This is a genomic window from Acinetobacter sp. 25-47-122 (genome assembly GCF_056779695.1).
On sequence record NZ_JBWYIJ010000010.1, the window covers coordinates 79,490 to 93,083 of the forward strand.

Consider the following 13,594-nt stretch of genomic DNA (forward strand, 5'->3'; position numbering starts at 1 on the left):
CATTTGTCGCCTACAACAATATCACCATCTCATTGAACGTCAAGTTGTTTTTCGGCGATATCCATAAAAAATGGCGTATCGAAATACGCCATTTTTAAGTAAAACTTAACAATAAATATTTTTATTTTTGCAAGGCAATGTAATCGAGCAAGATATGAGCTGATTCAGTAACAAATGCTTCTTCTTCAGGTAAAGGTGGGCGTTGATTAGTTTTCATCTTAGCACGCGATTCAGCCAAAGCTTCCATCGATGCCTGATAACTTTCCCAATTTGGATAAGCAGTTTTACCCATTGCTATACGGCGTTTGTTTTCTCCTGCCAACGTTTCTTTTTCCAAAGCGATGAGTTCAGCTTTACGTTGATCGATATCCAACACGATTTGTTTATTCTCTTTAGCTTTCTGCGAAATCGCTTTACGCGCTTCTAAATACTTAAATTGAATATCATTCGCAACACGCTGTTTTGAATGAGCAGCTAATTTTGGTACAAAGGCCTGCACCTCTCCCTCACGTTTGAAAGGAGCTGTAGGGATGGTATCCCACTCTAAAGCATTCTTAGCTTTACGCTCCCCAAACTCTTCATCGTAGATATCAACCAATTGAATATCAGGCACAACCCCTTTATTTTGTGTGCTTCCACCAGTAACACGGTAAAACTTTCGTTGCGTCAATGTCGCTTGACCATACGCTAAGCTGTCCAATTGAACTTGAGCTGTACCCTTACCTGTCGTAGTACTTCCAATCACAATCCCACGACCATAATCCTGTACAGCAGCTGAATAGATTTCACTTGCTGATGCAGAAGCCAGATTCACCATGACCGCTAACGGACCTGCGTAGGTTTGAGCGCCTCCATCACGATCTTCGAAGACACTGACGTTACCATTCCCATCCCGAATTTGAACCACTGGACCAGATTTAATCACTTGCCCAATCATCTTTGCCACTTCTTCGAGTGAACCGCCAGGGTTATTACGAAGATCGACGATAATGCCATCGACATTTTGCGCAGCTAAACTTTTCAATGCATTATTGGTATCTTCAGATACTGAACGATAGCTTTCACCAGCACGACGGGCACGGTAGTTGTAATAGAACGATGGAATTTCGACTACCCCAACTTTATGTTTCTTGCCATCTCGTACAATTTCTACTGTTCTTGAACGTACACCTGAATCCTCTTCTTGAATCACATCACGTACGATAGTTACGGTACGTGCCTGACTCATAGATGCTCCAGGTCCGAGCAATTTAATGGTGACTTTAGTCCCACGCTTACCTCGGATCAATCCAACGATTTCAGAACTGGTCCATCCAATGACGTCGACCATTTTGTCACCATCTTGCGCGACACCAATAATACGATCACCAGACTTGACCTGTCCCGTCTTAAACGCAGGACCACCATCTACGATCGTCTCGATACGCGTATAGTCTTCATTCCCGCGTTCTGGACGGATCGACACACCAATCCCCTCAAGCTGCAATGTGGTCTGACGATTTAACTCAATCGCATCGATTGGCGGGAAATAATTACTGTGCGGGTCATAGGTCGCTAACATAGCATTGAGCGTTTTTTCTAAAACGTCATCGCTTTTAGTACGCTTCATACGTTCTAATTGACGCATATAGCGCTTGGTCAAAGTCTGAACTGGCGTTAAATCTTCAGCTGAAGTGAGATCCTGTCCTGCTGCTAAAGAGGGATCATCTTTCAGCGCTTTTTGCTTAGCCAAATCTTCTTCTTTAGCAATCGTTAAATTGATTAACTGAGACACCAACATTTTGCGCCATTGATTTTCTTGCTCAGCTTTATTTTTGAAAAATGGAGCCTTTTCACGATCAGACTCGATAAACACATTAGGTTGATTTAGGTTTTGCGGTTTTTTTAACTCCGCCAACATAAACTCATAGAATGACTTTAAACGATCACGATATTGAGCGTGAATGGCATAAGGTCCTTCAAGGTTACCCGCTTTGAGCGCCGCTCCAAAAGTTGGTCCGTATTTTTTCTTATAGTTTGCCACTTCATCTGCCAAGAAAAGGCTATGGTCAGGATCAAGACTATCAATATACATATCAAAAATACGTTGTGAGGTCGTAGCATCTAAACGCATATTTAAATAGTGCTGACGATCCACCAAAGTTGCTAATTGTCTTGAAACTAAAGCTTGTTCTTGTGTGGGCTTTATATTCTGAACCTGTTGAACCGCTGGTTCATTCGCTGCGATCGCAACATTAATTGTATGACCAAAAAATAAACCACCAGTGGCAATGGCTACCGCGCAAGCGATTGTTTGAAGTTTCATAACGAATTTGTCTTTCCTTGGATAAACCAAATTTACACTATTGTTTTCAGATAGAAATATTAATATTCAAAACCTTAAACAACTTTTTTATTTCTGCCGTATAGTTTTATCATAATCTGTACGGAGAAAATGTAGCAAATCATTGCAAAATTCGGGTATTGTTTTCTCTTTTAAAATTAGAATCACGGATTCCACTATGATTGGCGCATTGATGCTTGATATTGAGGGCACAACACTTAATCAAGAAGATATTCAACTCCTACAATCTCCACAAGTTGGTGGAGTCATTTTGTTTGGAAGAAATATTGAATCACCTCAACAGGTTCGCGCCTTAACGGATCATATGCGCCAAGTTCGTCCCGATATTTTAATTGCAGTCGATCAAGAAGGCGGACGCGTACAACGTTTAAAACAAGGCTTCACTCTCCTTCCTGCCATGGGACGTTTCGGTGAGCTCTATTTAAGTCAGCCAGAACGAGCAATTGAATTGGCTGAACAATGCGGTTGGCTCATGGCTACCGAAGTTCTTGCAGTCGGGATCGATTTCAGCTTTGCACCTGTATTAGACCTTAACGACATCAGCGATGTTATTGGTGATCGTGCTTTTGCTAAAAATATCTCAGATATCATCCCTTTAGCCCAAGCCTTTATGCAAGGTATGAAACGCGCAGGTATGGCAACCACGGGGAAACACTTCCCTGGCCATGGCTCGGTTAAAGCAGATTCACATATTGCTGCAGCTGTGGATACACGAAGTTATGCTGAAATTGAAGCTCAAGATATGCAAAGCTTTATTCAACTCCAACCTCAACTTGACGCACTCATGCCAGCACATGTGATTTATGAAAAAGTAGATCCAAATCCTGCTGGTTTTTCTCAGTATTGGGTTCAAAAAGTACTTCGTGAAACACTTCAGTTCGATGGTGTCTTGTTTTCTGATGACTTAAGTATGCAAGCAGCTTGTGTTGCAGGTGGTGCAGATGCTCGCATCAAAGCCGCGCTTGAAGCTGGCTGTGATATGGGCTTAGTCTGCAATAATCGGGAATCTGCATGTGTCGCGCTCAGTGCCATAGAGAATTATCCATTGCCGAACCAAGAACGCTTAGAGCGTATGCGCGGTAAGATTCAAGAGATTCGCATTGGTGAACAACTTGACTTAGGCAACGAATGGAAATCTGTCAAAAAGGTCATTGAAGATTTTAGACAATCATTTTAATAATAAAGGGAGCATCTAAATGCTCCCTTTATCTTGACCAATCCAATAATAATCATAGCTAAGGATGTGTATGTCTCAATCAAAACAATCAAAGCACCGTCATATTTCGTTTACTGCTCACTACACTGGCTATATTTGGTACCAAATGGGTATCTCTCACGAAGCATTTGCGACTTCGAAAGGTAAAGCGTTGGCGCAATTCGCTCACCCTTTTGAAAGTATGGCTGAGAAGTTTATCGGTGGAAGTATGCGTTCAACTCTGAAGACACGACATACATTATTAGACGACCATTTAAAATTATTAATCAAACAATATCCAAACCTGCAAATTTTAGAAATTGCAGCGGGACTTTCACCTCGTGGTTGGTGGTTTAGATCTCATTATCCCGAAATAGATTATCGCGAATTAGATTTACCAGACATGGCTGCCACAAAACAATCCGCTTTGAATAAAATCGATCCCGAAAGCCCTAAAGTTTTATCAGCAGACTTATTCACGGATGATTTCAAAACAGCTTTTGACGAATTCGACCCAACACGACCGCTAGTGATTATCAGTGAAGGATTAATCAATTATTTTAATCAAGATTTACTCAAACAATTGCTGAATTCAATTGTACGTTTTGGTCAACCATTCCAAACGCTTCATTATTTAACTGACCTTTATCCCGAACCTGTCCAACATAAACTGGCTAACTTAATTTGGTCGAGCAGCAAATTACTCAAATACGCTTCAAGAAGTGCATTTACCTTCCACTTTAAAGACCCTTTAGAGGTACAGCACTTTTTTAAACTGTCAGGTTTTACTGAAGTTGAAGTTATTCAACCTCAACTGTATTTTGAAAAAAAGAATCAAAATATGGATACAGATCAGCATCTTGGTGATCTAGTATGGATGATTCATGCAATAAAATAATGATTCGTTCGTAGCAATATTACGAAGTATCTATTTTTTGATTCAAATGAATTCAATGACAGCCTAATCCACGCTGTCATTGTGTTTATGGGTATCTATAAATTGAAGTAAGCGATCAGCCACTTCAAAATAACCATGCTTGAATAATGCTCTTACTTCATTTCCAATAAAATCGAACATTAAGCATTCGACAGCAAAATGTCCTTGCTCATCCTCAAATTCAATTGCAAAACTTCGAGCATCTTCCTGTAAGACTTCAACTTGAGATGGGTCATCCAAAAAGAATGATACACCAAAGTAATTCAGGTCTTTAATTTCAACTTCAAAACGTTGTGCATTTGTTTGATGAATTAAAACAGAATGCGCATTTTTAAGGGCAAATCGAACTTCCCCCCTTCGATCCAAAGATTGCATTTGGTCTTTATCTAAATAAATGATTCCATCTAGATTGTGAATCGATTCGCCTTTTAAGAAACTGGTAAAAAGATTCATGGTTTCTTTACGACGTTGCAATTGAGGCACATGATCCGCATTTGCAATCATTGCAAACTCAACATCTGGACATTGCAAGGCAAAATTCGCATTCTCAAATGGCAAAGTAAAACTATCGAATTGACCACATGCTACTAATGTTTTACACATCGGAATTGGAACATGGGAAAGACGCAATAAACGATTACAGTTAATTTCATATCGCTCACGCTCAGCGATATCAAACTCAGACATCTGCTTATAAAAAAGTCGTTTAGCTGTTGGAGACATACGCGTTTGATCTAATTTTGCATGATTCACCAAGTACAAAATGACAGCCTGACCAAACTCATCCATACGTTGCTCTTGCATCAATATTAATGACTCTTCAAGCAACATACGCCAGCTTTTACGCGTCTTCTGCATGACGCCCATCAGAATCAATCGATCTACCAGTTCTGGGCGATAATGAGCAAAACAGGAAGCAACCACAGAGCCTAATGACATCCCCATGACAGAGACTTTCTTAATCTCCACCAAATCCAACCATTGACCTAACATTTTTGAAAGCTCTGGTAGCTCTAGAGTACCAGCAGAAATTCCAGTATCACGATTGTGGATTTGTTGATTTGAACCTAAAGATGGTAAGTCAATTAAGATAACAGGTCCTTTCTCAAAGAGCTGTTCAACGCAATATTTATATGAATTAAAATTTTGAAATGCGCCTCCGACAATCAGCGTTGGCGTCTGGTGCAGTGTTTCTGGCGATGCGATCGCCATATATTCAATTTTCCACCCATCGATCCACGTGGTTCGTGGCGGCTCTTTAAAACTATTTTTATGGTACAGATCAAAAAAATGAGTGCTGTCTTCAACTGAATAATCTTCAAGCTCCATTTTTATCATGGAATTCATTCCCTTATCTCCATTTGGCTTTATTGTTTTGTTTTCACAGCCGTTAATTTGATCATACTCTCAATTCGTTATGATTATGCAACATAATTAACATTCATTTCATTTTATACAGATGCATGAAATCTGCGCAATGCAAGAATTCACCTTTTATCTTTTTTAACTGCCGTTAGGTTCTAAAAATAGTTACAAGTTTTATCAACTTAGCTTTTTTCGCTGATAAACATAGATTGTTGTCATCTGCGCTGCTACTATTTGAATGAGATTTTAAAATGATCAGTTAAACTGCTATGCAAGACTCCATCGAACAGTACATGCAAGTCGTCGGTCAGAATGCGCGTGAAGCTTCGCGCTTTTTGGCTGGATCTTCGACTTTTGAACGAAATAATGCTTTGACGGCAATCCATACCGCTTTGGAAGACCATCAAGCTCAAATTTTAGCTGCGAATAAACTAGACATGACTCGTGGTCATGAAAACAATTTAGACAGCGCATTACTCGATCGTTTGGAACTTACACCCACACGCTTCAGTGGAATGTTACAAGGTCTTAAAGATGTCATCAGTTTAATTGATCCCATTGGTGAAATTACCGACCTAGCTTATCGCCCGTCTGGTATTCAGCTTGGAAAAATGCGAGTGCCTTTAGGTGTCGTAGGTATGATTTATGAATCACGTCCTAACGTCACTCTAGAAGCAGCCTCTTTAGCGATTAAGTCTGGCAATGCCATCATTCTTCGCGGTGGTTCAGAAGCATTAGAGTCAAACAAAGCCATTGCTACCGCGATTCAAAAAGGTTTAGAGCAAGCTGGTGTACCAATCAACGCAGTCCAAGTTGTGAATACAGCAGATCGTGCTGCTGTTGGACAATTGATTACACTCTCTGAGTATGTTGACGTTATTGTTCCCCGTGGTGGCAAAGGCTTAATTGAACGTATTACACGTGAAGCGACTATTCCTGTAATCAAACATCTTGATGGTAACTGTCACGTCTTCGTTGAGGCCCAAGCTGATCTACAAAAAGCATTGCCAATTGCGTTAAATGCAAAAACTCATCGTTATGGCGTATGTAATGCCATGGAAACGCTATTGGTTGATGAAAAAGTTGCTGATGACTTTCTGCCTCGCATTGCTGAACTTTATGCTGAAAAACAAGTTGAGCTGCGTGGTTGCTTGAAAGTAAAAGCAATTTTAGGTGAACAGATTAAAACTGCGACCGAAGAAGACTGGTATGAGGAATATCTAGGACCTATTTTAGCGGTTAAAGTGGTCAGTGGCGTTGATGAAGCAATTTTGCATATCAATAAATATGGATCGCATCACACTGATTCGATTATTACTGAAAACTTTAGCACGGCGCGAAAATTCCTTACACGCGTCGATTCAAGTTCGGTCATGGTCAATGCCTCTACTCGTTTTGCTGATGGTTTTGAGTATGGTTTAGGTGCTGAAATCGGTATTTCAACAGATAAAATTCATGCCAGAGGTCCAGTCGGTTTAGAAGGACTTACCTCACAAAAATGGATTGTCTTAGGCGATGGCCAGATCCGTCAATAAATAGAGCTTTTAAGCAAAAATAAAGCCCTTTGAGTAAAGGGCTTTATTTTTGAGTGATTCAACTCATCATAATGAAATAAAAAACGTATAAATTAAGTCAATTACAAAGTGGAAGCGGTATATAAAAAATACAATACATGCTATGTTTTACGCATACAATTTAATTAAAACATAACCATCATTTATTTAATAAATGAATACAGAAAGACTATAAATTTTAATTATTATTGCCTTAGTGGTCGATAGTGCTTAAGTCTAATCACCTAAAGTCTATCTAGGACAATAAAAAAACGCATGTTACAAATGCTTCACGATCAAGAAATAACATTTTTTGTTCATTTGGAAGACAACAAACGAAATATTAAAATTGCCAGTAAAGGAACACACCATGCCTCATTCAGTTCTTATCATCAATTGCGGTTCTTCTTCGATCAAGTTTGCATTATTACTTAAAGATCAAGATTTCCGAATTCATGGTCTTGCTGAAAACTTAGGTACGCCAGAAGCGCGCATCAAAGGCGTGACTGTAGGCAACGAACCAGTTGATATTCGTATTCCAAATGCAGACCACAAAGAAGCACTTGAAGTTGGATTATCTCGCTTAGCGAATCACAAGCCTGATGCCATTGGTCATCGTATTGTACATGGTGGTTCTTTAACTCAAGCAGAGTTAATCACCGATGAAATTATTGAAAAAATCCGTGAAGCAACACCTTTAGCTCCATTACATAATCCTGCACATCTTGTTGGGATCGAAGCGACTAAACGTTTGTTCCCAGACCTACCGCAAGTTGCAGTGTTTGATACAGCGTTCCATCAAACAATGCCAGCACATGCCTATCGTTATGCGGTACCAAAATTTTTATACACTGAACATAATGTTCGCCGCTATGGATTCCACGGTACAAGCCATGCCTATGTATCAGATCGTGGTTCTGAGCTTGCTGGTAGTTTCCGTGAAGGTGGTTGGCTCACCGCTCATTTAGGCAATGGTAGTTCTACTTGTGCAATTTGGAATGGTAAAAGTGTTGATACCTCTATGGGATTAACGCCACTCGAAGGTTTAGTGATGGGTACCCGTAGTGGTGATGTAGATCCAAGTTTACATAATTTTTTAGCCAAAAACCTAGGATGGGACATTTACAAAATTGACAGAATGCTCAATAGCCAATCTGGTTTATTAGGACTTTCAAACCTGTCAAACGATATGCGAACACTTATCGAAGCTTCAGAAGAAGGCAATGAAGATGCTGCACTTGCTATTGAAGTATTCTGCTATCGTCTTGCTAAATCATTAGCAGCACTCAGCTGTGGTTTACCTCGTCTTGATGGCTTATTCTTCACAGGTGGTATTGGTGAAAACTCAGCATTTATTCGTGAAAAAACATTATCTTATTTGCCACATTTTGGTTTTAACTTTAGCAAAGAAAAAAATGATCAATTAGCTCGCGGTACAGAAGGTCGTATTGATAATGGTACTGGTCCGCAAATTTGGGTCATTCCTACAGATGAAGAAGGACGTATTGCACAAGAAACAGAACATGTGGTGAATCAAATCGGAGATGTGAATTCATCTGAAAAAAAGTCTGAACTTGAAACCACGACTGCTTAAGTAGTCGCCCACGCAGACATATTTATTTTTTATTTTTAGATATAGATTTTGATGATATGAAAACAATTGTACTTGTTCCAACTGGTGAAGGTGTAGGTCTGACATCAGCGTGTTTAGGCTTAATTTATGCACTTGAGTGTCAAGGTGTAAAAGCTGGTTTTGTTAAGCCATTTTCACAAGAAGTACATGCTGAAAATTTCGATCGCACCACAGCGTTATTCCGCCATGTTTCTCAGAACGAAACAGTTGAACCAATCTCATATCAAAATGTAGTTCAGCAATTAAATGCTGATGAAAGTGATGAGTTATTAGAAGAAGCTGTTCGTCTACATCGTCAAATTGCTAAAAAACATGATCTTATTATTGTGGAAGGGTTAGTTCCAAATAGTCGTGATAGTTTTGCATCTGAACTGAATGCTCAACTTGCTCAAGCACTAGATGCGAAAGTCATCATTGTGAGCAATGCTGATATCAAACAACCTGCCTATACAGCAGAAAAAGTAGAAACCCAATTACGTAATTTTGGTGGAGCAAACAGCAACCGAACAGCTGGTGTGCTTTTCATGCGAACCAAAGGTCTGTCCGAGGAGTCTGCACAGATTCCAGTGACCATTGATCCAAGTCTGCGTCTGACACAAGAGACTCAACAATTTGTTGGGGAAATTCAAAAAACACATCCACTGATTGGTTCCGAACAACTTCCTGTTATTGCATTAGTACCATTTAGTAATACTTTAAGTGTGCCGCGAATGTCTGATATCGCGCAACATATTCAAGCAGAATGGATTAACTTAGGTGAGGCTGCACAACGACGTGTTCTGCATAGTAGCCTGATCGCTTCAAATATCGAGCGCGAACTGCACAAATTCACGGCAGGCGAACTGATTATTAGCGCATCAGATCGTATTGATGTCTTACTTGCAAGTAGTTTAGCAAGCAGCAATGGTATCCCTCTTGCTGGTTTAGTATTGACTGAACATTATGCACCTAATCAACAAGTACTGGCTTTCTGCCAAGCTGCGATAAAACAGGGCTTACCTATTTTACACACACCATTGAGTACATTTGAAACAGCGACTCAATTGGCTAATTTAAGCAATGAAATTCCTGTAGATGATACTGCTCGCGCTGAACAAGTCACTCGATTTGTATCTAGCCATATTGATACGGATTGGGTAACGCAGTTGCTGAATGGCTCATACCAACCACGTCTTTCTCCATCTGCATTCCGTCATGAGTTGGTACAAAAATCAATTGCAGCGAAGAAAAGAATTGTTCTTCCTGAAGGTGATGAACCTCGTACGATTCAAGCAGCCGCGATCTGCCAATCACGTGGTATTGCTCACTGTATCTTACTGGCAAAACCAGAAGCAGTTTTAGATGTAGCCAAAGCTCGAGGGATTGAATTACCTGATGATTTAGAAATTATTGATCCAGATCTCATCCGGGACAACTATGTTGCACCAATGGTTGAGTTGCGTAAAGGCAAGTTAAATGAACTGCAAGCGAAAGAACAGTTACAAGATACAGTTGTTCTTGGAACCATGATGCTAGCACTAGATCAAGTGGATGGATTAGTTTCAGGTGCAGTTCATACCACAGCCAATACAGTTCGCCCTGCATTTCAGTTGATTAAAACGGCACCTGATTACTCTTTAGTTTCGTCTGTTTTCTTTATGTTATTACCAGATGAAGTGTATGTTTATGGTGACTGTGCAATCAATCCAGATCCTAATGCAGAGCAACTTGCTGAAATCGCGATTCAATCTGCCGACTCAGCCAAAGCGTTTGGTATTGATCCACGTATTGCCATGATTTCATATTCAACTGGTACATCTGGTACAGGTGCTGATGTTGAAAAAGTTGCTGAAGCAACACGCATCGCAAAACAACGTCGTCCAGATTTATTGATTGATGGCCCCCTTCAATATGATGCTGCATCTGTCGAAAGTGTGGGACGTTCTAAGGCTCCTGACTCTCAAGTGGCTGGACGCGCCAATGTCTTTATTTTCCCAGATCTTAATACAGGTAATACCACCTATAAAGCTGTACAGCGCTCTGCAAACGTTGTAAGTGTTGGACCAATGTTGCAAGGTTTAAATAAGCCGGTCAACGACTTATCTCGAGGAGCTTTGGTCGATGACATTGTTTTCACTATTGCACTCACCGCTATTCAAGCAGATCAACAATCTGCTTAATTAAATTAGATGCCTTTTTATGATGATTAAAAAGGCATCTTCAAAACGTTTCTATGGTACACATAAAATGACAAATTAACCGTACGTTTCAAGTAATATTTTTGATAAAGATAGTTCATCTCATTCTTAATCTTCATTCATGACCCTACAACAATTTAATTATTTTCTATTCGATGTACTCAACGTTTCTCCTGACTCATCAACAGGATTAATTCGATTTGCATTTTTTATTGCACATGATCTGTTTTATTTTGTGATCTGTTTTTTCTTTATCGGATGGTTCTTAGTCAGTAAAAATACGAAAGAAACTCTGCTTAGAATATTCTTTGTGACTATTTTAGCATTCGCTACAAGTCAGCTAATTTCTCACTTTATTTATAGCCCTCGCCCCTTTGCCATCCCCATAGGAATGACGCTACTTGAACACAAAGCAAATGGATCATTTCCTAGCGATCATATGTTATTTTTCAGCTCTGTAGCTTTTGGTTTTTTATTTTCTCGATGTTTTAAACTTGCCGCAATCTTTTTTGTATTTGCATTAAGTGTCGCATGGTCGCGTATTTATCTTGGCGTTCACTTCCCTCTTGATATGATCGGTGCATTTTATCTTGCTTTTATCATCAACTTTTTTGGGATTTATATTTGGAAAAAATTTGGATCTCAAATATTTTTATTTATCTATGATATTTATCAACGTATTTTTAAGCATTGGATTAATATTGGTTTAATTCGTTGAGATTAATTTTTATACATAAACTATTCATTAAATCATAAATATTTTTATTATAAAAAGATTTCTAAATTAATTATTTTTTTTAAAAAAACAATCACATTAAGGTAGATGTATTCATAATGAGAGCATCAATCCATGTCGAAAAAACTTCATCTTGCTGGTTTCACCATGGCTTCACATGTCACGCATAGTCATTCTGCGTGGCGACATCCTGAAAGTCGAATTGATTTTACACGAGCCTCCTACTATCACGAAATTGCCAAGACATTAGAAAGGGGGAAATTTGATTTTGTCTTTTTTGCAGACATGCTTGCTTTTCCAGAACGATTTGGGAATTCAATTGAAGCATCGATTCAAAAAGGCGTTCAATTTACAGCAAGCCTCGACCCTCTTCACGTTGCAACAAGTATTGCCGCTGTTACAAAATATCTAGGGGTTGCTGTCACTAAATCAGTCACACATTTTAGTCCATTTGACATCGCTCGTGCGTTCGCAACGATTGATCATTTATCAAATGGTAGAATAGGCTGGAATATTGTTACTTCATTAAATGAAGCTGAGAGCAAAAATTTTGGACACTTAGATATTTTAGACCGATCCTTACGTTACGACCGTGCTGAGGAATTTGTTGACCTCGCTTTGAAACTTTGGAACAGTTGGGAAGCAGATGCAATACTTGCAGACAAAGAATCTGGTACATTTGCAGACCCTAACAAGATCAATATTACAGGGCATAAAACTAGCAACTTCAATGTGCAAGGTCCGCTTTCTGTTCCTAGATCTCCACAACGTCGCCCAGTATTTTTCCAAGCTGGGGCATCAGATCGTGGTCGTGATTTTGCTGCAAAATGGGGAGAAGCGATCTTTGAAATTGATCCAACCAGTGAAGGTCGTAAAGCATTTTATCAAGATCTGAAACGTCGAGCGATCTCCCATGGTCGTAATCCTGATCAAATTAAGATTTTTCCTGCATTCATTCCATTTATCGGCGAAACTAAAGAAGCAGCACTAGCACAGCAAAAATTTCACAATGAAAAGGCTGACCCAATTTCTGGTTTAATTACTTTGTCAGCTCATACTGATCATGATTTTTCTCAATATCATTTAGATGAAGGTATCTCCAACATTGAGGTACCAGGTTCGCAAGGCTTGTTCAATCTCGCTAAACGGCTTTCTGATAAAGATAATCTAACCATTCGTGATATAGGTCAACTTTACGCTCAAGGTGTTTTACTTCCTCAACTGATTGGAACTGCGGAACAAATAGCGGATCAGATTGAAGAAATTTTCCATAGTGAAGAAGCCGATGGCTTCTTGATTTCACCATCTTACACACCAGGTACTTTTATAGATTTTGTTGATCATGTTGTACCTATTTTACAACAGCGTGGTTTACATAAAACGGAGTACGAAGGTGAAACATTAAGAGAAAACCTAGGATTGAAAGATGCACCATATAGACCAACGGCAAAAAATAATTCAGATTTTCAGCAACATAAGCAAGATGTAGCTTGACTTCGAAATCTTAAAAAATTGAAGAATTTTAAAAATAAAATTTATTTCCAAACAGGATTAATTTATTCATTAATCCTGCTTTTATATGAGTTAATAAAGTTAGAACTAACTCTAACCTCTTTTAAATTATTTAGAAAAATAACCCTCAGTGTTCCCAATT

General features: G+C 39.2%; 9 protein-coding genes. 7 read left to right on the top strand and 2 right to left on the bottom strand.

Annotated elements, in window-relative coordinates; translation table 11 throughout:
• Positions 1–121 precede the first annotated feature (121 nt).
• A complete protein-coding gene (locus tag AC1M9P_RS10610; RefSeq protein ID WP_481587572.1) occupies positions 122–2,305 on the bottom strand; it encodes a carboxy terminal-processing peptidase in 2,184 nt (727 codons plus the stop codon).
• A gap of 196 nt (positions 2,306–2,501) precedes the next feature.
• Between AC1M9P_RS10610 and nagZ the strand changes: the two genes are divergently transcribed.
• Together nagZ and AC1M9P_RS10620 are read left to right on the top strand one after the other, a co-directional pair.
• Positions 2,502–3,521 carry a beta-N-acetylhexosaminidase gene (nagZ, locus tag AC1M9P_RS10615; protein ID WP_481587573.1) on the top strand — a complete coding sequence of 340 codons (1,020 nt, stop codon included), beginning with the start codon at positions 2,502–2,504 and terminating at the stop codon, positions 3,519–3,521.
• 70 nt (positions 3,522–3,591) lie between these two features.
• On the top strand, positions 3,592–4,437 hold the full coding sequence (locus AC1M9P_RS10620; RefSeq protein WP_481587574.1) for a class I SAM-dependent methyltransferase: 846 nt from the start codon (positions 3,592–3,594) through the stop codon (positions 4,435–4,437).
• 63 nt (positions 4,438–4,500) lie between these two features.
• On the opposite strand, the gene AC1M9P_RS10625 is transcribed toward AC1M9P_RS10620, so the two are convergent.
• The gene (locus AC1M9P_RS10625) at positions 4,501–5,823 is read right to left on the bottom strand and encodes an alpha/beta fold hydrolase (RefSeq protein WP_481587575.1); all 1,323 of its coding nucleotides are present in this window, start codon (positions 5,821–5,823) and stop codon (positions 4,501–4,503) included.
• Between the two features lie 287 nt (positions 5,824–6,110).
• Between AC1M9P_RS10625 and AC1M9P_RS10630 the strand changes: the two genes are divergently transcribed.
• The 5 genes from AC1M9P_RS10630 to AC1M9P_RS10650 all read left to right on the top strand — a co-directional run bounded on the left by AC1M9P_RS10630 (position 6,111) and on the right by AC1M9P_RS10650 (position 13,434).
• Positions 6,111–7,376, top strand: a complete 1,266-nt coding sequence (locus tag AC1M9P_RS10630) for a glutamate-5-semialdehyde dehydrogenase (RefSeq protein ID WP_481587576.1) — start codon at positions 6,111–6,113, stop codon at positions 7,374–7,376.
• Positions 7,377–7,764: 388 nt separating this feature from the next.
• Entirely contained in the window at positions 7,765–8,988 is a 1,224-nt protein-coding gene (locus AC1M9P_RS10635; protein WP_035265285.1) for an acetate/propionate family kinase, read from the top strand.
• Positions 8,989–9,044: 56 nt separating this feature from the next.
• Positions 9,045–11,186 carry a phosphate acetyltransferase gene (gene pta, locus AC1M9P_RS10640; RefSeq protein ID WP_481587577.1) on the top strand — a complete coding sequence of 714 codons (2,142 nt, stop codon included), beginning with the start codon at positions 9,045–9,047 and terminating at the stop codon, positions 11,184–11,186.
• A gap of 139 nt (positions 11,187–11,325) precedes the next feature.
• Positions 11,326–11,922: a phosphatase PAP2 family protein gene (locus tag AC1M9P_RS10645; protein WP_180028334.1), complete on the top strand. Its 597-nt coding sequence runs from the start codon at positions 11,326–11,328 to the stop codon at positions 11,920–11,922.
• A gap of 132 nt (positions 11,923–12,054) precedes the next feature.
• Positions 12,055–13,434: an LLM class flavin-dependent oxidoreductase gene (locus tag AC1M9P_RS10650; RefSeq protein WP_481587578.1), complete on the top strand. Its 1,380-nt coding sequence runs from the start codon at positions 12,055–12,057 to the stop codon at positions 13,432–13,434.
• Positions 13,435–13,594: the final 160 nt, after the last annotated feature.